The following is a 19,609-nucleotide window of genomic DNA, read 5'->3' as shown; positions in this document are numbered from 1 at the left end:
TGTGCTGCTGACCGTCCTCGGCTGCTCCGGCAGCATTCCCGGGCCCGGTGCGGCGGCGTCGGGGTACCTGCTGGAAGCCGACGGGTTCACGCTGGCGCTGGAGTTCGGCAACGGCGTGCTGTCGCGGTTCCAGGAGGAGCGGTCGCTGTTCTCGATGGACGCTTTGGTGCTCTCACACCTGCATCCCGACCACTGCGTCGACGTGTCTTCTCTTTACGTGGCAAGGAAGTACCATCCGCTGCCGCCGTCCGGACCGTTGCCGGTCTACGCGCCCGCAGAGGCGCACTCGCGGTTCATCGCGGCCTACGCGCCGAACGAGGCCGAGCGGTCGTCACTGGACTTCAGCGACGTGTTCTCGTTCCGCGGCCTGGGCTCGACGGTCCGGATCGGACCGTTCACAGTGGACTCGGCCGTGGTCGCACATCCTTGCGAGGCCTACGGGTTCCGGATCTCCTTCGGCGGCGTGTCGCTGGCCTACACCGGGGACAGCGGGCCGTGTCCCGCTTTGGACTCGCTGGCGTCCGGCGTCGACGTGCTGCTGAGCGAGGCGAGCTGGACGCACGCCGCGGACCGGCAGCCCGGCCTGCACCTGTCCGGGCGCGAGGCGGGGGAGCTGGCCGCGCGAGCGGGCGCCGGGCGGTTGCTGATCACGCACGTGCCGCCGTGGACGTCGCGCGAGGACGTGCTGGCCGAGGCGCGGTCCGCGTTCGGCGGGCCGAGTGAGCTGGTCGTGCAGGGCGGCCGGTACGAGGTGGGGGAGCGGACATGATCAACCTGGAGCGCGTCGGCGAGCACGAGTTCGTCGCTTCCAACGGGCGCGGCGCGTCGGTGCGGATCGGGCGAAAGGGCCAGGAGGGCTCGTTCAGCCCGGTGGAACTGCTGGTCGCGGCCGCCGCGGGCTGCGCGATGGTGACGTCGGAGACGGTGATCCTGCGGCGAACAGGCGGCGATCAGCTGACAGCGGAGGCGGACGCGGTGCAGTCCGAGAGCGGCAACGAGGTGATCTCCATCCCGGTGACGCTCTCGTACGACCTGTCCGCCGTGGACGACCCGGAGGCGCTCGAGACCGTCGTCCGGCGCGCCGTGGAGCAGTTCTGCACGGTCACGCGGACGTTGAAGCAGTCGGCGACGTCGCCGCTTCAGCTCCCGGCGCCCTTCCAGACCGCCTCCGAACCGCTGTGACCTGCCCGCACGGTCTGCACCGTCGTGCCGACCGCGAGCAGCACGACCAGCACGGACACCACGACTGAGATCACCCGCCACGTCTTCGTGGTGGGTGCCTCCGCCTGGCGTTCGCGGTCGGCCAGCCGTCCCGCGACCAGCAGCACGATCACCGCGACGCCGAACCCGAGAGCGATGGGCAGCAGCATCGTGCCGAGGTCCGCGTGGGTCTGGATGGCGGGGTTCTGCACGCCGTTCTTCGCGAGCGCGGCCTGGAAGTCCTCGCCGGCCTGCTTGGCCAGCGGAACCGCCGCGACACCGGCCAGCGTGACCCCGAGAACGGGCCACGCGTATCGCCGCCGCCAGGCCGGGACCAGCGCGATCGCGACCGCGCTGAGCGCCGCGAGAGGCAACAGCACGACCACCGCGTGCACCAGCAACGGGTGAAGCGGAATACCGTCGATCGTCAGCATGTCTCTCCCTACGCCATGGCGCTCCGCAGGGTTCATTAGGGTAGGCGCCGTGGTGCGAACCGACGGCCGAAACGACGACGTGTTGCGTGACATCCGGATCACGCGTGGATATCAGACCTGGCCCGCGGGCTCGGTCCTGATCGAGTTCGGGAACACCCGCGTGCTGTGCGCCGCGAGTGTCACCGAAGGCGTCCCCCGGTGGCGCCAGGGCTCCGGCCTCGGCTGGGTGACCGCCGAGTACGCGATGCTCCCCTCGGCCACGCACAGCCGCAGCGACCGCGAGTCCGTGAAGGGCCGCATCGGCGGCCGCACGCACGAGATCTCGCGCCTGATCGGCCGCTCCCTCCGAGCCTGCATCGACCTCGCCGCCCTGGGCGAGAACACCATCGTCATCGACTGCGACGTCATCCAGGCAGACGGCGGCACCCGTACCGCCGCGATCACCGGCGCCTACGTGGCACTGGCCGACGCGGTGACGTACCTGGGCGCGGCAGGCCGTCTGGCCGACCCGTCACCCCTGTCGTGCGCGGTGTCCGCCATCTCCGTAGGCGTGGTCGACGGCCGCGTCCGCCTGGACCTGCCGTACGAGGAGGACTCGCGCGCGGAGGTCGACATGAACGTCGTCGCCACCGACGCGGGCACGTTGATCGAGGTCCAGGGCACCGGCGAGGGCGCGACGTTCGCCCGCTCCACTTTGGACCGCATGCTCGACATCGCCCTCCAGGGCTGCGCCGAGCTCAACCGCCTGCAGGCCGAGGCGCTCGCTCTGCCCTACCCCGGCATCCTGCCGGAGCCCAAGGCGAGCAAGCGATGAAGCTCCTGCTGGCTTCCCGCAACGCGAAGAAGCTCCGCGAACTCCAGCGCATCGTGGTCTCGGAGGACCTCACAGGCATCGAGGTGCTGTCGCTTGCCGACGTGCCCGAGTTCCCGGAGGCCCCCGAGACCGCGCCGGACTTCGAGGGCAACGCGCTGGCCAAGGCCCGCGACGCCGCCGCGGCCACGGGGCTCGTGTCCGTGGCCGACGACTCCGGGCTCGCCGTGGACGAGCTGAACGGCATGCCTGGCGTGCTGTCTGCTCGCTGGTCCGGCCGTCACGGCGACGACGACGCCAACCTGGACCTGCTGTTGGGCCAGCTCGGCGACGTTCCCGATGAGCGTCGTGGCGCGGCTTTCGTCTCGGTGGTCGCTCTCGTTGTTCCCGGTGGCGAAGAGGTCGTTGTTCGTGGCGAGTGGCGCGGCACGTTGCTGCGGGCTCGTCGTGGCACCAACGGCTTCGGCTACGACCCGATCTTCGTGCCGGAGGGTTACGAGGTCACCTCAGCGGAGATGACGGCGGAGGAGAAGGACGCGGAGTCCCACCGGGGCCGCGCCCTGAAGCTTCTCGTGCCGCACCTGCGCAAGCTGGCCTAGCCAACCCATTCGACCTTGACGTCGGGGCCGAGTTCGTCGACCCCGACGTAGGTACTGCGCCGACTCAGCCGCAGCGTCAGTGACCGGTCGCGCAGCGGGCGCACGTCGATCAGTCCAGAACCGGTGAGTGCGAGCCTCTCAAGCGCTGGTAGTTGCGAGATGACCTCAGCGGCATTCCAGCCTTGGCAGTACAAGCTCACCAGGCCTGTCATTTCGGTGAGCGCGCTCAAGTCGCAAGCGGGTGCCACTTTGCTCAGATGCAGACTCTGTATGGACCTGCCTCGGAGAAAGCCGAGATCTTGCCACGGTTCGGCCTGGTAGAGCCCAAGCGAGGGGACCTCCGGCAGCTTCTCAGTGCTCGTGTAGCGCCGGGCGCCCGTCAGATAGATCCTTCGCGGTGCCGTGCGTTCCAGAGAACCCAGGTCGATCTCACCTGACACCCACGCATAGAGGTACACCAGTCGCGGTAGGCCCTCGATAATTCTCATGCTCGACAGCGACTCGCTTGGTGGCAGCCAGATGTCCACGCCGGTCAGATGCCGGAGATGGCTCAGATGCGGAAGTAGCCGCGTCGATTCGATTCTGGCGATTCCATCGTGCAGTGGTGCATCAGCCAGGACTTCCTCTGCATATCGTCGAACGTCGAAACTCTGCCACGCTTCCAGTAGCTCGTCCTGGACTCGTGGGTCGCATGCATATCCGGCGAGTGTGGTCATGGCCTCGCGCGATGCGACCAGTGCTGCGCTACGCACCGCCTCCACAGCCACGGAATCAGGGAGCTCATCGAGCGTGGCCGGAAGATAGCGGAGCACTCGGTAGCCGATAGTCGCGAGCGATGCGGTCTCTTCCGCGTTTCGCGGTGGTACGAGTTGGTCTCTGACGATCGTGTCAATCCGGTCGTACACGTTTGGATCGACATCTCGGACGGTTTCCAGGCACGCTGCTGCCACCAGATGAAGTCGGCGGGCGTTCTCCGGCTTCCGGTCGGCAAGGTCGAGGAGGGAGGTGAGGAGTTCGTTCACCTGCGACCGCTGGCCATGCCCGCATGCCAGCACGATCGTCTGCGTCCACGAGTCCTGATGGGCGTGTGCCACCAGCGTTTCGACCTGACCGTCCTGCATCGCCTCCTCGCCGGCCAGGTATTCCTGGAAGGTCCTGTGTACGAAGTCGACCTGGCCCTGGACTGGTTCGCGGATGACACCACTGCGTTCCAGCAGGTGTGCGACGACTACCTCAGGTTTCTCGTCGACATTCGGCATCGAGCGAATCTTGCGCGTCACGTGTTCGTGAACTTTGGCTGTTGGCAGCCGTGACAAGCCGCCCAGAGTGAGACGCCAGGCCAGGTCCCGCAGTAAGACGGTCTTGTCCGATGCGGTCAGAATACGAGAAATGCCGCGTTCGGCGTCCCTCAGATCGAGGAGCATTGTGAGGGCAGCGGCGTACACCTCCATGCGACTCTGCGGCAGTTCGGAGACTCTGTTCAGGTTCAGCGCGCACAACATCGCGCACAGCAACGGAGAAGAGGCCAAGCCCTGCAGGTGTTGCCGGTTTTCGAGTTGGGTGACGAGACGTCGCTGGACTTCCTCGGGCGCCTCGGCCGCTTCGTGCCAGCGTCGCAAGAACACCTTTACGGCGCCGGGACTCATCTGCTCCAGCGAGACCGTGGAGAAGTTCAGTTTTGCCAACCACTCTTCATCCGTGGCGGCTGGACGGGCGGTTACCACCACCTGTGAATCGGGGAAGGTCCGCAAGAGTTCACGAAGCCATTCCCGGACTTTCGGACGCTTCTCTGGTGGTACCTCGTCGACGCCATCGATGAGCAAGAGACCTTTGCCTGACCGGAGAACGCGGTGGGCCCAGCCTGCAGGCATTATCCCGGCCAGCCAGCCGGTGACGAGTTCCTCCGGCTTGGTCGGCAGTTGATCGTTGGCATAGGCACGTAACCGGATCGGGAACGGCACCATGCCGTTCCACCTCTGCAGTCTGCCGGTGAACCCGCTCCGGGCCGCGGTGACGGCGAGCCAGTCGAGCAGCGTCGTCTTGCCCGAGCCCGCGTCTCCGCGGACGTAGGTCCGTTTGACCAACGCCGACTCGACGCGCATGCCCGAGTAGGCGTGCTGGTCTGGATCGGCGAACCAGCTGTCGCGCTGGCGTTTCTCGCCTGTCACGGTGAGGCTCAGGTAGGCGACGCTCAGCGCGAGGCGGGGACGATCCTTCATGGCCAGGCCGAGTAGTTCGAGACGGTCGAGGGCGGCGCCGACGTAGTGCAGGTACTCGTGGCGAAACTCGTCGTCGTTGTCGGTGCCTTGTGAAGCGTAGAGAGAGGTGCGGGGGAGGCGGGAGAGGACATCGTCGAGCACCGCGGCCTGAGCCGTCGCGTGAGAGAGGACTTCGGCCAATGTGCGTGGCTGGAAGGACGGCAGGTTCCTGATGATTTGGACGACGTAGCGGCACGACTGGTCCAAAGCGAGCTCGTAGCAGCGATCCTGGTCAATGCGGGGCAGTGAGCGGCGGATGCGTTGGGCAAGGACTTCAGGATCCGCGTCGTCGGCCAGCAGGGCGGAGTCGGACAGGTCGATGGACGACATCGCTTCCTCCACTGCGGAGAGGGAGGACGCGATGTCGTCGCCGGAGTAGCGCTCGAGGGCCGTCTCCAGTTGCTCGGCGACCTGGTGGCCGATGTGTTGGATCAGGGTGTCGAGCTTGGCTCGTTGGGTGGGCCTCGAGAGTTCGGCCGCGGCCAGTTCGGTCAGGGACGCGGTGCGCTCGTCGGTGTTGCTGGCGAGCCACTCCTTGGCGGCTCTGAGCGCTACTGACTGGCCGAGTTTGGAGACGGCCTCGATTTCTAAGCCCACCCAAACGAGATTAGACGGCCGCCTGGGCGTGGGAGGCCACCGACACGACGCAGACGCCGGCGGCGATCAAGGCCATGCCGGCGAGCATGGCCAGGTTCAGAGGGTCGGAGAAGAGGACTCGGCTGGTGATGGCCACCAGGGCTATGCCTGCGCCTGCCCAGATGGCGTAGGTGATGGCGACGGGTACGCCCATTCTGATCACCTGCGATTCCAGGTAGAGGGCCGTTAGGAAGCCGACGCCCAGGCCTGCTGTGGGCCAGGGTTTTGTGAAGCCGTCCGAGTATTTGAGGCAGAGGGTCGCGAAGACTTCCGCGCCCACGGCGAGGGCTAGCAGGATCCACTTGAGCATTGAATTTTCCCAGCACGAAATGCACGCAGCGCTAGGCGTGCGTGTTGAAGAGAACGGGTGACAGGCAGGCGAAAGGCCTGGTCAGCCGCCGCGCGTGGGGAAGTGGACTCGCAAGATGAAATCAGACGGGATGTCGGGGCCGTTAGGTGCCGTCAAACGACACACGGTGTATCACCCTCACCGGAACAGGGGCGGCATTGTTGCGCGCCCTCCGGTCCAACATACCTGAAAAAAGGGCCGCCGTCGCAACAAAGCGACGGCGGCCTCAGGTGTGGTGAAAGGTCAGGCGGGGAGTTCGCGCAGGAGCTTGGCCACGTGGCCGGTGGCGCGGACGTTGTACATGGCCTTGACGATCTTGCCGTCGGGGCCGACGAGGAACGTCGAGCGGATCACGCCCTGGACGGTGCGGCCGTAGTTCTGCTTTTCGCCGAAGGCGCCCCACTCGGTGAGGACCTTCTTGTCCGGGTCGCCCAGCAGCGGGAAGGTCAGGCCTTCGGCGTCGCGGAACTTCGCGAGCTTCTCCTGCTTGTCCGGCGAGATGCCGACGACCTCGTAGCCGGAGTCGGCGAGGACTCCGAGGTTGTCGCGGAAGTCGCAGGCCTGCTTGGTGCAGCCCGGGGTGCTCGCGGCCGGGTAGAAGTACACGACCACGGACTTGCCGAGGTAGTCGGACAGGGACACCGGCTTGCCCTCGCTGTCGGGCAGCGTGAACGCGGGCGCCGTGTCACCAGGTTCGAGACGACTGGTCATGCCCCGAGCCTATTCGGGGGACTACGCCTGGCCCTCGAAGACGGTGGGCGCGTCCTGGCCCTGTCCGCCCGGCTGGATCGTCAGTTCCATCCGCACGGCCGACTCCGGTACCGCGAACGCCAGCTGGAGCTGGGTGTCGCGGCCTGGTGGGAGTTCGGCGACGGCGGCGGCGAGGCCGTTGAGGCCCTGCACCGAGTCGACGAGCTCGGCGGCCGGCTGGCCGTCCGCCAGTGCGCGCACGGCGAGCTGGGACGAGCGGTAGGGCGACTTGGAGCCGTTGTAGACGGTGATCGTGAAGACCGCCGTGCGCTTGGCCGGGGGGATCGCCGTCGCGGACGGCGCGAGGGAGCGGGGAGCGGACACCACGACGGACAGGCCCGAGGCCCACACGCGTTGCGTGCCGAACGCGGCGGCACCGGACGCGCTGGGCGTCTCAGCTCGCTGCTCGACAGTCAGGTTCTCGTTGGGGGTGACGGCGACACTGGGGCCCGCACATCCCGCCACGGCCAGCAACAGGCACAGGCCCGCGGCCGATTTGGCGAACTTCACGAACTCCCCTTTCCCACCCCGGCGGTGGGTGTGAGCGACTCACGTCAACTGTGACGGTGCCGAAGAGGGAAGTGCGAACGAAAGTGGCCTCTGAAGCGGACCTGGTGCCGGGACGTGGCCGACTCGTAATGGGCGGCGTGGGCGGCGCCACACAGTGCGCCGGCCCCACGCCGTCCGATGCGACCGAGGTCGCTGGTGATGCTAGGGAGCGCGTCGGGGGGCGTGCGCGCTCATACCGATCATCGCCCACTGTGTGCCACGCGCTACAAGCGGAGCCGTTTATCACCCGTTCAGACCAGCGTCAGTCGTACAAAACGTGAAGGTCACGCCTGACCGACTCACGTATGTGCGGCTGAACGGCCCAGCGACGGCGTCCGTTCGGCCACCTCGCTGAGGAGTTCGAACGAACGAAGGCGGTCTTCGTGCCCGTGCACGATGGTCGTCACCATGAGCTCGTCGGCCGCCGTCGACTCCATCAACTCGTCCAGCCCGGAACGGACCGTTGAGGGGGACCCGATGATCTGGCTGGACATGCGGTCCTCGATCACCAGCTCGTCGATCTCGGTGTACGGGTAGTCCGCGGCCTCCTGCGGCGTGGCGAGCGGCGCCGGGCTGCCCTGGCGCAGCCGCACGAATGAGAGCGCTCCCGGGCCCGCGATGTACCGGGCGTGTTCGTCGGTGTCGGCGACGATCACCGAGGCGCACACCATCGCGTAGGGCTCCTGCAGGACCTCGGACGGCCGGAAGTGCCGCCGGTACAGCTCCAGCGCCGGCAGCGTGTTCTGGGCGCTGAAGTGGTGGGCGAACGCGAACGGCAGGCCCAGCAGACCCGCGGCCTGCGCGCTGTAGCCCGACGAGCCGAGCAGCCAGATCGGCGGCTTGTTGCCCGCGGCGGGCACGGCGTTGAGGTCCGCGGTGCCCTCGAAGTACTTGATCAGCTCGGTCAGCTCCTGCGGGAAGTTCTCCGCGGACAGACCTGCCTCGGTGCGCCGCAGCGCCCGCGCCGTCTTCTGGTCGGTGCCGGGTGCGCGGCCGATGCCGAGGTCGATGCGGCCGGGGTGCAGCGCTTCGAGCATGCCGAACTGCTCGGCGACCACGAGTGGCGCGTGGTTGGGCAGCATGACGCCGCCGGAGCCCACGCGGATCGTCGACGTGGCGTCCGCGATGTGCCCGATCAGCACGGCCGGCGCGGACGAGGCGATGCCGGGCATGTTGTGGTGCTCGGCGAACCAGTAGCGCGTGTAGCCGAGGCGTTCGGCCTGCTGAGCGAGTTCCCGCGAGTTCCGCAGCGCGGTCGTCGCGTCCGACCCCGACGTGATGGGCGCGAGGTCGAGTACGGACAGCGGGATCTCACTCAGACGGCTCATGCATCGATCAACACCGATGCTTGGTCACTTCTTCCGTGAGCTGGGTAACTCGTTTCGCCGCCTTCTCGTAGGTGGTGCCCTCGGGGTGCAGCGTCAGCACCACGACGATGCTGAACAGGCACGTTCCGGACGTGTGCAGCGCAGGCGACTTCGTGTCCAGCTCCCACTGGATGCGCGGGCGCGGCCTGTCGACGCACGGCTTCGTCGGGTCGCCGAACCCCGACCAGCCCTGCTTGAACGCGGGCCGCCACGTGGCCGACGGCAGCCCGAACGACTGGTCGAACCCGTCCGCCGCGCACTTCTCCGCCCGCTGCAGGTGACCCATGATCGTGTGCCGCACCTTCGGCTTCGCGTCCTCCAGCAGGTAGCGGTAGATCTTCACGACGTCATAGGCGCTCACGGCCGTGTAGCCCCACTTGCCGCGGTTCTCCGGCGGCCGCGTGTCCTTGAGCTTCAACCGCTCGGCTGTGCGCACGACCAGCTGGTCCCAGCCGTTCTCCACCCACAGTTCGCTCGCCGCGTTGTCGTCGCTGACGCGCAGCATCGGTTCGATGCGCGGGTCGTCGCCGCGCGTCTCCAGCTGTTCGATCGCGATCAGGATCTTCACCAGCGAGGCGGATCTGATCGGCTTGTGCACGTCGCGGCCGGTCAACGTGTGCGTGATCCGGTCGTAGACCGCGTAGGAGGCCGTCGTGGTGGGAACGGGCGCCGCGAGCAGCGCCATCGTCAGAAGTAGGTGCACGCTGCCGGAAGGTAACGGTCGCCCGAACCTTTTGCCCGATGTTTTGTAGCTCACAGGTGAGAAGAACCGGCGGCCTCCTTCCGTTGACCGAGATGTGACGGACGTGGTGGTGATCGGCGCGGGACAGGCGGGCCTGTCCGCCTCGTACTTCTTGCAGCGGCGCGGCGTCGAGCACGTGGTGCTGGACGCGAACGACTCGCCCGGCGGTGCCTGGCTGCACCGGTGGCCGAGCCTGCGCATGCGGACCGTGCACGGCATCCACGAACTGCCCGGCATGCCGTTCGAGCAGCCCGCACCCGACGAACGCGCGAACGAGGCCATCCCGTCCTACTTCGCCCGCTACGAACAGCTCTACGACCTGCCTGTCGTCCGCCCGGTGAACGTCACCCAGGTCGTGAACGACGGCGCGCTGCTCAAGGTCGAGACGTCGGACGGCGTCTGGACCACGCGCGGCCTGATCAACGCGACCGGCACGTGGCGCCGCCCGTTCTGGCCGTACTACCCGGGCCAGGAGACGTTCCAGGGCCGCCAGCTCCACACCGCCGACTACCAGGGCCCCGCCGAGTTCTCCGGCAAGCGCGTCGTGGTCGTGGGTGGCGGTGCGTCGGCCACGCAGTTGCTCATGGAACTCGCTCCCTTCGCTGCGGAGACCCGCTGGGTCACGCGGCACGAACCGGTGTGGCGGGAGGGCCCGTTCACCGAGGACTACGGCCGCTGGGTGGTCGGCATGGTCGAGGAACGCGTCCGGGCGGGACTGATCCCGCGCAGCGTTGTCAGCGTCACCGGGCTGGCGCTGACCGACCAGACCCGCGCCGCCATCGCGTCCGGGGTGCTGGACCGCAGGCCGATGTTCGAGCGGCTCACGCCTTCCGGTGTCGAATGGGCTTCCGGGGAGCGCTTCGACGCCGACGTCATCCTGTGGGCCACCGGGTTCCGGCACGATCTGGACCACCTCGCCCCGCTGCATTTGAGGGCTTCTGGTGGCGGGATTCAGGTGGACGGGACCCGTGTGGTGTCCGATCCGCGGATCCACCTCGTGGGGTACGGGCCGTCGGCCAGCACGATCGGGGCGAACCGGGCCGGTCGCAGTGCTGTCCGGGAGCTGATGGGCCATCTGGATGGGCTGAAGGTCGCGAACTGAGCCACCACCGGATCGCGGGCGGCTTGTGGCTCCGGGTGTGGCTTGACGGTGACGGGGTTGGCGGCGCGGTGCGGATGCGCCTTTGGGGGTGGGGGACCGCGCTGGGCTCGCGGGGCTGGCTGCCGCTGGGTTGGCTGGCCGGTGGGTTGATGGGGCTGGCGGGATTGAGGGACCGGTGGGCCTGGGGTTGGCGGGCCGGTGAGCTGGCTGCCGCTGGGCTCGCAGGGCTGGCTGCCGCTCGGCTTGCGGGGCTGGCTGCCGCTGGGTTGGCTGGCCGGTGGGCGGCTGGCTGGATGGCGGGCCGGTGTGCAGGCGAGCCGAGTGTGCAGGCGAGCCGGTGGGTTAGCGGTTGGTGGATTGGTGGGCCGGTGGCTTGTCGGCCGGTGCGTTGATGGGCCGGTGGGTTGATGGCCCGGCGGGCCCGGCGGGCCCGCCGGGTTGGTCGGTTGGTGTGCCGTGGGTTGTCGGGTCGGTGGGCTGACGGGCTTGCTGTGCGGCTGACGGGCTTGCCGTGCGGCGATGAGGCATGATGCGCCCGCCAGGCTTAGCGGCGTGGCGAACGCGGGGGCCTTGCGGGCGTGGCCGGCTTGGCGTCTTTGTACGGATGGCGGCTCGGTGAGGCTGGACGGACGTGGCCTGCCCGACGGGTTGTAGGCGTGTGGGCGGCTCGGCGCGGTGCCTCCTAGGCGCGGGAGTTGGTGCGCTTCTTCGACAGCCGGGTGACCACGAAGATCACCACGGCCACCACGGCGAGGCCCAGGACCACCTTCGAGCCGATGCCCACGTACTGCTCGACCAGGTGCCAGTTGTCGCCCAGCAGGTAGCCCGCGAGGATCAGCGCCGTGTTCCACAGCAGGCTGCCTGCGGCGGTGTAGGCGAGGAACGGTGCTAATCGCATGCGTTCGACGCCCGCCGGGATCGAGATCAGGCTGCGGAAGACCGGGATCATCCGGCCGAAGAAGACCGCGCGGTAGCCGTTGCGCAGGAACCAGGCCTCTGTCCTGTCCACATCGGACACCCGGACCAGCGGCATGCGGGAGGCGATGCGGCGCACCCGGTCGCGGCCCAGCGCGGCGCCGATCCAGTACAGCAGGACCGCGCCCGCGACGGATCCGAACGTGGTCCAGAGGATGGCGTCGAGCAGCGACATCTTGCCCTGGGCCGCGGTGAAGCCGGCCAGGGGCAGGAAGACCTCGCTGGGCAGCGGCGGGAACAGGTTCTCCAGCGCGATCGCCAAAGCCGCTCCGGGTGCGCCGGCCGTGTGCATCAGGTCGGTGACCCAGTCGACCAAGTTCATGTTGTCCAAGTTACGGACGGGCGAGGGTGGGGACATTGGGGTAAACCGCAAGGTTGGGGTGGGGGAAACCCCACCCCGACCTCAGGGAGAAACCACTAGGCGCAGCGAATCCTTGCGTCCGCCCAAGAAGCGTGGTCGTTCTGCGTGCCGTCACCACCGTCCAGAACCCGCAGGGTGAGAGTCCTCACGCTGGTCACGTCCACGGCCAGGTCGCGGGCAGGGGAACGCACGCCGAGCACGTCCGTGCCGGTCAGCACCACGCCGTCGCCGAGCACCTGGAACGCGACGGTGCCGCCCACGCGCTGGCGGGCCACGTCCAGACCGGCCTCGTCGTCGACACCGACCGAGGCGGCGAACGCGGTGCAGCGGGCGTCCAGTGCGTATGTGATCTCGGACGACGCGTGTGTGCCGAGGCCCTTGCCATAGGTCACGCGGCGCAGAGCGATGCCACGGCCGTCACCGGCTGCGGTGCCACCGTTCGTCAGGTCCTTCTCCACCGGGCCGTCACCGCCGACGGCCGACGTCCACGGCCGGTCCGACACGTACGACCAGCCGTCCGGAAGTGGCCGGACCAGGTGCACCCGCGCGGTCTTCTCCGACTCCACCCCCGAGTTGAACGACGCCACGACGGGGATGTCGAAGTAGCCGTAGGACGAGGGCGAAGCAGGCGGAACGACGGTCCAGGTGCCGGACAAGGCCTGCCCGGGACGCACAACCCTTGCCGTGACCGGGTTTCCGAGAACCGACCATCCCGCGGGCACACGCGGCGCCAACGTCACCCCGCGCACGTCCGAGCGGGTCGTGAACAGCCCGGTCACCGTGAACCCACGGGCAGAAGCCGACACCGAAGTCGACGGCACCGCCGACACCGGACGCTCACACGTGGAAGACCCGGCCCGGCAAGCGATGGCCGCGAAACCTCCGTTGGCGGCCACGTCCAACGTCAGCGTGTCGCCGGCGCGCACGGTCCGTGACTCGCGCACGAGCCCCGCAGGACCGTCCCGCGTGATTTCCACCAGCCAGCGGCCGGAAGGCAGTGAGAAAGGCACCGACACGGCCCGTGCGGCACCGGAGTACCCACCGCCGATGAACCACCGGTCGCCGGACCGCCGCGCGAACACCGAGTGATCCGCGGGACGTCCGGACAGCAGCCGCGTCTCGTCCCACGCGGTCGGCACCTGGTCGACGAAACGTTCGGCGACGGGCCGCGCGGCGTAGTCCTCCGGCCTCCCGGCGAGGTTCGCGAGACCCGACTCGTAGATCACGGTCAACGCCAGCTCGTGCGCGTCGGACGTGGTGCGGGAAGGACGGTGCCAAGCCAAAGGCGTGTAGTCCATGCCTCCGACGACACCGCGCGTGAACGGCAAGGCGGTCAGGTGCTGTCCTGTCAGGCCTGAGGACTTCTCGCCGCCGTGCACGGCTTCCATCGTCATTACGTGCGGCCACGTGCGGTGAATGCCGTGCGGGATCGTCGAACCGTGGAAGTTCACGAGTAGACGGTGTGCGGCGGTCTCGGCGAGAATCCGGTCGTACCAGCGGTAGCGGTCCTGGCCGTCGGAGTCCATGAAGTCGATCTTCACGCCCGCGATTCCCCACCGTTCGAACAACGCCAGCCGGGTCGCGCTCTCCGCGGGCGTGTCCAGTTCGTCGTAGTGCACCCAGAGATGGATCTTCACGCCCCGTGCGGCGGCATAGGAGACCAGCGAGGGAATCCACGAAGTCTGCTCCCACGACGGGTCGTAGTCCCAGTTCGGGTCGAAGTACCAGCCCGCGTCGACCAGCGCGTACGGCCAGCCGTGCGCCGCCGCGTAGTCCACGTACTGCTTCTGCATCGCGAGGCTCTGACCAGCTTCGCGGCCACCGGCGAGCCAGCTCCAGAACACCTTGCCGGGCTTGATCCACGACGTGTCGCGCACCTTCGACCGGGGCGCCAGGTCGTCCACGAGGGTCGACGCCGACACGTCCGCCAGCGAACCGACGACAGCGGTGCGCCACGGCGACTGCCACGGTCCGTCCACCGCGACCTGCTCGTCCCAGTACTTGACCGAGTACACACCGGAACCGGCCGTGTGCGCGAGATGCGCGCCGGAGTGCCGTCCGTCCACAGAGGACTCGGTGAGCAGCGAGTACGCACCGTTCGTCTCGAACAGTGCCGGATGCAGGTAGTCGGCGGTCTCCGCGGCGGCCGCGTTCGTCTGCACGAACGGGTTTTCGTAGTCACGCCGGTACTTCGCGATCCACGCGGTGGCGGCGGCCGGAATGCGGAACGCCGAAGTCTCGCGCAACACGTTGCCCAGTCCGGCCGGCAGTTCGTACCGATAGGCCACACCGTCGGCGGCGGTCCGCACGACAAGATCCAAACGGGCCGCGCCGATAAACGAGTACCGCTCTTCTTCGTGGACCACTGTGCGCTGCCGTTGCTTCCCGGACGACGCCGTGTAGTGCTCGACCACGCGTCGCGAGGTCCGGCCCGTCAGCCGGAGGCCGGCCGAAAGATCCGCTCTTTCCGTCACCACGCCCAGCGGGCTCGGTTCCAGCACTGTGGTGCCGCCACGGCTCACGGACAGGGTGGGGACGCCGTTCGACAGCGTCACGACAGCTTTCGGCCAGGGATCGATATGTGCTGCTGCTGTTGGAGTTGTGACGCTCGCTGTCAGTGCGATGACGAGCGCTCCCGCCGCGTGCCATCGCACGGTGGACAACCGCATGACCAGTCCCCTCAGACGTAGGTCGCGGCGGCGACACATCCGATGTATACGCGGTCGAGGGCCATTGGTCCACAACCCGGCGGTAAGGCCTTTCCGGCGGTTAATCGTTTGACTACGATGGACTTCGATGGCTGACCAGGTGGGGACGTGTGCGATCTGCGGCACCGCGACCGCCACCTCCCGGCGCAGACACGCGCGGTACTGCTCGAACGCCTGCCGGCAACGGGCCTACCGGCAGCGCGTCAACGAACCCGTGATGGCACTGGACAGTTTCATCGGCCGCGACGCCGAACTGCTCCGTCTCACCGGGCTCACCGACACGCGCATGCTGACGCTCGTCGGCGCGGCCGGCGTCGGGAAGACCAGGCTGATCAAGGAGTTCGTCGGCAGCCGGGCGACGCTGGTCGAGCTCGCCTCGGCGACGGACGTGGCACGGGCGTGCGCGGCGGCGCTCGGCGAGGCGACCGGAGAGCCCGGCCTGAGCACGCTGGTGCGCGCGCTGGCGGACCGCAAGACGCTTCTGGTGCTGGACAACTGCGAGCACGTCGCGGCGGAGTGCGCGGCGCTGCTGGAGCCGTTGCTGCTCGGCTGCCCCGGCCTCACGGTCATCGCGACCAGCCGCGAACCGCTGCGGGTGCCGGGCGAGGTGCTGGTCGCGGTGCCGCCGTTGTCGATCACGAACGCGGTGGAGCTGTTCATCGACCGCGCCAGCGCGAACCAGGTGGGCCTGCGGCTCGGCGACAGGGACGTGCTGGCCGCTCTGTGCGCACGCCTGGACTGCCTCCCGCTGGCGATCGAACTCGCGGCACGGCTGGTGACCGTGTTGCCCGTCAAGGAGCTTCTGGCGCGGCTGGACGACCGCCTGGAACTGCTCAACCGCGGCAACCGCACCGCCGCCGAACGTCATCAGAGCCTGCGTGCCGCGATCGGCTGGAGCTACGACCACCTGAGTGCCGACGAGCAGCACGTGTTCCGGTGCATCTCGCAGGGCCCTCGCGGCTTCGGGCTCGACGTCGCGGTCCAGGCCTGCGACCTGCCCTCGGACCGGGTGCTGGTGGTGCTGTCGGCGCTCGTGGCCAAGTCGCTTCTGACGTTCACCGCGGCCGGCCGGTTCGAGCAGTTGGAGTCTGTTCGGCTGTACGGCAAGGAACGACTCGCGGAGCAGTTCGCTGGGGATGTACCCGGTGGTTCAGCGGCTAACTTGAAGGTGGTTCGCCGCGGGCCAGCCCCCGCGGCGAACCACTAGAAACCGCTGTTCAATGAGGTCGGGGGGACTCGAACCCCCACTGGCTGGGACCTAAACCCAGTGCCTCTGCCAATTGGGCTACGACCCCTCGCAGGGAAGCCTATCGGCCGTTCGTGGACTCGCTCTCTCGGGTCTGACCAGGGTCGCACGAAGCCGCGCCACCGACCGTCCACTACGGTTGCGAGTAGAACCGCTGCTAGGAGGACATGTGGCTCGCGATCCCGAGACCATTCAGCGCGAGATCGAGCAGGCTCGCACCGCGCTGGCCGCCACCCTGGACGAGCTGGGCGAGCGCGCCAACCCGCAGAAGCTCGTCGAGCAGGGCAAGTCGTCCGTGCTCGACGTGCTGAGTCAGCCCAAGGTCAAGTACACCTTGATCGCGGTCGGCGTCGTGGTCGGCTTCGCGCTGGTCCGCAAGCTCTTCCGCTAGGAAACCCGCACCAACGGCAGGAGCACCTGCTCGACGACCTTCTCCACGAACGGTTCGTCGAGCGGGTCCCCGGTCAGCATCAGCCGGTAGATCAGGGCCGCGCCCGCGATCTCCACCGCCATGCCGCGCGGGGCGTCGGCCTTGAGCTCGCCCCGTTCGGCGGCCCGGTCCAGGATGCCGCGCAGCACGTCGCGCTGGGAGATCAGGAACGTCTCCCGGAACGCCGCCGCCAGCTCGGGCTCGTGGGGAAGCTCGCCCACGAGTGCCTGGGCGGCCTTGCCGATCGGTCCCGACAGGAACGCGGCGAACGACGAGAGGAACTCGCGCAGGTCTCCGGCCAGTGAGCCGGTGTCCGGTGCCGCGAGGTTCTGCGTGGCGAGCTGGGTGCACGTGTCGATCACGAGATCGAGCTTCGACTCCCAGCGCCGGTAGATCGTCGCCTTGCCCGCTCTCGCACGGGCCGCGACGGCGTCCATGGTGAGGGCCCGGTACCCGACCTCGGCCATCACCTCGAGCGCTGCCTGACGTAAAGCGTCGTCCCTGCTGGCGTCGCGAGGACGCCCCCGCTGGGGGACCCTGCCCTCGTTGAACGCCGTTGTCGACACGGCCATGGCCACCTCCTCGTACAGGGCACGGCTCATGCGTGTCCTCCCCGCCCCTTTGGCGGCACATCCTAGGCGTCTTACCCATGTCGCAGGGTGAGCAGCACCCGGTTGTTGCATCGTGTTGCGGTTGGTTGGGTCTTGCGCGATGTGCCCCAGAACTCCTACCTTTCGAGTGGTCTGGACCGAGCTGCCTCGCCGCGCAGCTGAACGTGAGCAGTTGTCATGCGCGGGCGAGGAGTGGTCAATGGTCTTGGGTAGAAGGGGTTTCCTCGGAGGAACCACGGCAGCGGTCCTGCTGGGTCAGTCGGGGGTGGCGACCGGGAAAGAGACCGGGCCATCGGAGGTCTTCGCCTGCGACGGCATGTCGAAACGCGACTGGGAAGCTTTTGTCGGCGCGCAGGATCTGGTGTGGAAAAAACCTCCGACCCGGTACGGACAGGCTCCGTTCCTCGGTGACGGGCGCCTCGGCAGCGTCGTCTACGCCGAGGAGAACGTCGTCAGATTCACCGTGCAGCACGCCGACGTGCAGGATCACCGCACGAGCGGCGGAAGCCAGTTCGGGGTCTGCCGGCTTCCTGTCGGAAACCTGAAGATGACGGCGGCCGGCACCGTCACGGCCGTCGACTGGCGCCTCGACCTGTGGAACGCGGAGCTGCGTGGAACCGTGACCACGTCGCTCGGCGTGATCACGTTCGCGGCCTACGTCCACTCCGAACGCTCGGTGCTCTCGCTGAACGTCACCGCGACCGGCGCCGAGAAGCCGGTGCTGGAGTTCGTTCCCAGCCAGGCGATTCCGCCTCGCGCGGACTTCGACCCGCTGCCGGAGGGGTACGTCCGCAACCCGGGCCCGGTGACGGCGGCGGCCGGCCGCGAGACGCTGGTGACGCAGGCGCTCAACGCGGGCGGGCAGACGGCAACCGCTTTCCGGTTGATCACCCACGGCCGCACGCAACGGGTGCTGCTGTCGGTCGCGCACACATACCCCGAGGCCGTCGCCGACAAGACCGTGCTGACGGCCGTGCGCGAGGCCGCGGTGCTCGGCGGACGACTGACGATGGCGCACCGCAAGTGGTGGAACGACTTCTACCGCAAGAGCTTCCTGTCGTTCGGCGACCAGCGGCTGCAGTCGTTCTACTGGATCCAGCTCTACAAGGTCGCGTCCGGTTCGCGCGCCGGGAGCCCGGTGATGGCGACGACCGGCCCGTGGCTCGAGAGGACGCCGTGGGCGGCGGCCTGGTGGAACCTCAACGTGCAGCTGGAGTACTGGCTGATCCACGGCTCGAACCACCTGGAACTGGACTCGATCGCCAGCACGCTGAAGGACAGCCAGGACCAGCTCGTCCGCAACGTCAAGGAGCAGTACCGGCACGACTCGGCGGGCGTCGGCCGCAGCACCGACCGCACGACGTCGAACGCCGGCACGCTGTACGAACCGGGCACGGGCGGCACCGGCGTCAAGGAGCTCGGCAACCTGACGTGGGCGCTGCACAACGTCTGGCTGTCCTACCGGCACAGCATGGACGCCCGGATCCTGTCCGACGTCGTGTTCCCGCTGCTGCGCCGGTCGATCAACTACTACCTGCACTTCCTCAGGAAGGGGAGCGACGGCAGGCTCCACCTCGACGTCACCACCTCACCCGAGTACGGCGACGCGCCCGACTGCAACTACGACCTGCAGCTGATCCGCTGGGGCTGCCAGACGCTGATCGACTCGGCGGCCAAGCTCAAGATCAACGACCCGTTGGAACCCAAGTGGCGTGAGGTCCTGCGCGACCTGACCCCGTACCCGGTCGACGCCAACGGGTTCATGATCGGCGCCGGGGTGCCGTTCACCGTGTCGCACCGGCACTTCTCGCACCTGCTCGCGACGTTCCCGCTGATGACGGTGAACTGGGACCAGCCGGAGAACCGCGAGCTGATCGAGAAGTCGTTGCACCACTGGATGTCGCTGGAGCCCGCGCACCGCGGCTACAGCTACTCCGGGTCCGGCTCGATCGCCGCGCGCATGTTCCGCGGCGACGAGGCCTACGCGTACTTCGTGAAGATGTTCGACACCACCAAGCGCTACCCGGTGCTCGAGAACACCATGTACACCGAGGCCGGTCCGGTCGTGGAGACCCCGTTGTCCGGCGCGCAGACGATCCACGACTTCGTGTGCCAGAGCTGGGGCGGGATCGTCCGGGTCTTCCCCGCCGTGCCGTCCGCCTGGCCCGACGTCGTGATCGCCGACCACTCGGCCGAGGGCGGGTTCTCGGTGACGGCCAGCCGCTCCGGAGGCAGAACAGAGTTCGTGCTGGTCCGCAGCCGCGCGGGCGAGCCTCTGGTGCTGCGGCACGGCATCGACGGACCGGTGACTGTGGCGTCGCCGGTCCGCCATCACGACCGCGGCGACGGGACGCTGGAGATCCCGTTGCGCCGCGGGCAGGAAGTCCTGGTGCACCCCAGGGGCCGCCGCCCCGGCCTGGCCGTCCGGCCGGTCGCCATCACGACCCCCGGCAAGCCCTGGGGTCTTCCCGCGTGATGCTC

At 68.3% G+C, this 19,609-nt stretch carries 18 protein-coding genes and 1 tRNA gene; 8 read left to right on the top strand and 11 right to left on the bottom strand.

The window, feature by feature from the left end:
* Position 1: 1 nt before the first annotated feature.
* Complete coding sequence (locus tag ACH413_RS36265) at positions 2–769, top strand: MBL fold metallo-hydrolase (protein ID WP_360040155.1); 768 nt, start codon at positions 2–4, stop codon at positions 767–769.
* Entirely contained in the window at positions 766–1,182 is a 417-nt protein-coding gene (locus ACH413_RS36260) for an OsmC family protein (RefSeq protein WP_360040158.1), read from the top strand. Before ACH413_RS36265 ends, ACH413_RS36260 begins: the two co-directional genes overlap by 4 nt.
* Here the strand turns inward: ACH413_RS36260 and ACH413_RS36255 are convergent.
* Entirely contained in the window at positions 1,140–1,634 is a 495-nt protein-coding gene (locus tag ACH413_RS36255) for a DUF2231 domain-containing protein (protein WP_360040161.1), read from the bottom strand. The genes ACH413_RS36260 and ACH413_RS36255 overlap by 43 nt on opposite strands.
* A 49-nt stretch (positions 1,635–1,683) precedes the next feature.
* Between ACH413_RS36255 and rph the strand changes: the two genes are divergently transcribed.
* Positions 1,684–2,448 (top strand): ribonuclease PH, encoded by a 765-nt coding sequence (rph, locus tag ACH413_RS36250; RefSeq protein ID WP_360040164.1) that lies wholly within the window; start codon positions 1,684–1,686, stop codon positions 2,446–2,448.
* Positions 2,445–3,044, top strand: coding sequence for an RdgB/HAM1 family non-canonical purine NTP pyrophosphatase (rdgB, locus tag ACH413_RS36245; protein WP_360040167.1), 600 nt, complete (start codon positions 2,445–2,447; stop codon positions 3,042–3,044). Before rph ends, rdgB begins: the two co-directional genes overlap by 4 nt.
* Here rdgB and ACH413_RS36240 read toward each other — a convergent pair.
* The 6 genes from ACH413_RS36240 to ACH413_RS36215 all read right to left on the bottom strand — a co-directional run bounded on the left by ACH413_RS36240 (position 3,041) and on the right by ACH413_RS36215 (position 9,656).
* A complete protein-coding gene (locus ACH413_RS36240; protein WP_360040170.1) occupies positions 3,041–5,899 on the bottom strand; it encodes an NACHT domain-containing protein in 2,859 nt (952 codons plus the stop codon). The two genes, rdgB and ACH413_RS36240, sit on opposite strands and share 4 nt — an antisense overlap.
* Positions 5,900–5,909: 10 nt before the next feature.
* The gene (locus tag ACH413_RS36235) at positions 5,910–6,248 is read right to left on the bottom strand and encodes a multidrug efflux SMR transporter (protein WP_360040173.1); all 339 of its coding nucleotides are present in this window, start codon (positions 6,246–6,248) and stop codon (positions 5,910–5,912) included.
* Positions 6,249–6,530: 282 nt separating this feature from the next.
* Positions 6,531–6,998: a thioredoxin-dependent thiol peroxidase gene (bcp, locus tag ACH413_RS36230; RefSeq protein WP_360040176.1), complete on the bottom strand. Its 468-nt coding sequence runs from the start codon at positions 6,996–6,998 to the stop codon at positions 6,531–6,533.
* Between the two features lie 21 nt (positions 6,999–7,019).
* Positions 7,020–7,547 (bottom strand): hypothetical protein, encoded by a 528-nt coding sequence (locus ACH413_RS36225; protein ID WP_319978095.1) that lies wholly within the window; start codon positions 7,545–7,547, stop codon positions 7,020–7,022.
* A 338-nt stretch (positions 7,548–7,885) separates the two neighbouring features.
* Complete coding sequence (locus ACH413_RS36220) at positions 7,886–8,914, bottom strand: LLM class flavin-dependent oxidoreductase (protein ID WP_360040180.1); 1,029 nt, start codon at positions 8,912–8,914, stop codon at positions 7,886–7,888.
* 7 nt (positions 8,915–8,921) lie between these two features.
* Positions 8,922–9,656 (bottom strand): hypothetical protein, encoded by a 735-nt coding sequence (locus ACH413_RS36215; RefSeq protein WP_360040183.1) that lies wholly within the window; start codon positions 9,654–9,656, stop codon positions 8,922–8,924.
* Positions 9,657–9,750: 94 nt separating this feature from the next.
* Between ACH413_RS36215 and ACH413_RS36210 the strand changes: the two genes are divergently transcribed.
* Positions 9,751–10,797 carry an FAD-dependent oxidoreductase gene (locus tag ACH413_RS36210; protein ID WP_360040185.1) on the top strand — a complete coding sequence of 349 codons (1,047 nt, stop codon included), beginning with the start codon at positions 9,751–9,753 and terminating at the stop codon, positions 10,795–10,797.
* A 682-nt stretch (positions 10,798–11,479) separates the two neighbouring features.
* Here the strand turns inward: ACH413_RS36210 and ACH413_RS36205 are convergent.
* Both ACH413_RS36205 and ACH413_RS36200 read right to left on the bottom strand, forming a co-directional pair.
* Entirely contained in the window at positions 11,480–12,094 is a 615-nt protein-coding gene (locus tag ACH413_RS36205) for a DedA family protein (protein ID WP_360040188.1), read from the bottom strand.
* A 95-nt stretch (positions 12,095–12,189) separates the two neighbouring features.
* Positions 12,190–14,688 carry a glycoside hydrolase family 97 catalytic domain-containing protein gene (locus ACH413_RS36200; protein ID WP_360040191.1) on the bottom strand — a complete coding sequence of 833 codons (2,499 nt, stop codon included), beginning with the start codon at positions 14,686–14,688 and terminating at the stop codon, positions 12,190–12,192.
* A gap of 241 nt (positions 14,689–14,929) precedes the next feature.
* Here ACH413_RS36200 and ACH413_RS36195 point away from each other — a divergent pair, with 241 nt between their 5' ends.
* Complete coding sequence (locus ACH413_RS36195; protein ID WP_360040194.1) at positions 14,930–16,048, top strand: AAA family ATPase; 1,119 nt, start codon at positions 14,930–14,932, stop codon at positions 16,046–16,048.
* Positions 16,049–16,062: 14 nt separating this feature from the next.
* Here the strand turns inward: ACH413_RS36195 and ACH413_RS36190 are convergent.
* Positions 16,063–16,136 (bottom strand) — tRNA-Leu (locus ACH413_RS36190).
* A 120-nt stretch (positions 16,137–16,256) separates the two neighbouring features.
* Between ACH413_RS36190 and ACH413_RS36185 the strand changes: the two genes are divergently transcribed.
* Positions 16,257–16,478, top strand: a complete 222-nt coding sequence (locus tag ACH413_RS36185; RefSeq protein ID WP_360040197.1) for a DUF3618 domain-containing protein — start codon at positions 16,257–16,259, stop codon at positions 16,476–16,478.
* On the opposite strand, the gene ACH413_RS36180 is transcribed toward ACH413_RS36185, so the two are convergent.
* Positions 16,475–17,119 carry a TetR/AcrR family transcriptional regulator gene (locus ACH413_RS36180; protein ID WP_245822135.1) on the bottom strand — a complete coding sequence of 215 codons (645 nt, stop codon included), beginning with the start codon at positions 17,117–17,119 and terminating at the stop codon, positions 16,475–16,477. The genes ACH413_RS36185 and ACH413_RS36180 overlap by 4 nt on opposite strands.
* A gap of 325 nt (positions 17,120–17,444) precedes the next feature.
* On the opposite strand from ACH413_RS36180, the gene ACH413_RS36175 reads away from it, so the two are divergent.
* Entirely contained in the window at positions 17,445–19,604 is a 2,160-nt protein-coding gene (locus ACH413_RS36175; RefSeq protein WP_360040200.1) for a glycosyl hydrolase family 95 catalytic domain-containing protein, read from the top strand.
* Positions 19,605–19,609 lie beyond the last annotated feature (5 nt).

This window comes from Lentzea sp. NPDC020367, from assembly GCF_044387305.1.
In the GTDB taxonomy this organism is placed as follows: Bacteria; Actinomycetota; Actinomycetes; order Mycobacteriales; family Pseudonocardiaceae; genus Lentzea.
Note: the sequence above shows the minus strand (reverse complement) of the source record. Positions and strands in the feature narration are given on the sequence as shown.

Coding starts and splice junctions, on each gene's coding strand:
- ACH413_RS36260 (WP_360040158.1), top strand. CDS start 766: ATGATCAACCTGGAGCGCGTCGGCGAGCACGAGTTCGTCGCTTCCAAC.
- ACH413_RS36255 (WP_360040161.1), bottom strand. CDS start 1,634: ATGCTGACGATCGACGGTATTCCGCTTCACCCGTTGCTGGTGCACGCG.
- rdgB (WP_360040167.1), top strand. CDS start 2,445: ATGAAGCTCCTGCTGGCTTCCCGCAACGCGAAGAAGCTCCGCGAACTC.
- ACH413_RS36235 (WP_360040173.1), bottom strand. CDS start 6,248: ATGCTCAAGTGGATCCTGCTAGCCCTCGCCGTGGGCGCGGAAGTCTTC.
- bcp (WP_360040176.1), bottom strand. CDS start 6,998: ATGACCAGTCGTCTCGAACCTGGTGACACGGCGCCCGCGTTCACGCTG.
- ACH413_RS36220 (WP_360040180.1), bottom strand. CDS start 8,914: ATGAGCCGTCTGAGTGAGATCCCGCTGTCCGTACTCGACCTCGCGCCC.
- ACH413_RS36205 (WP_360040188.1), bottom strand. CDS start 12,094: ATGAACTTGGTCGACTGGGTCACCGACCTGATGCACACGGCCGGCGCA.
- ACH413_RS36195 (WP_360040194.1), top strand. CDS start 14,930: ATGGCTGACCAGGTGGGGACGTGTGCGATCTGCGGCACCGCGACCGCC.
- ACH413_RS36180 (WP_245822135.1), bottom strand. CDS start 17,119: ATGAGCCGTGCCCTGTACGAGGAGGTGGCCATGGCCGTGTCGACAACG.
- ACH413_RS36175 (WP_360040200.1), top strand. CDS start 17,445: ATGTCGAAACGCGACTGGGAAGCTTTTGTCGGCGCGCAGGATCTGGTG.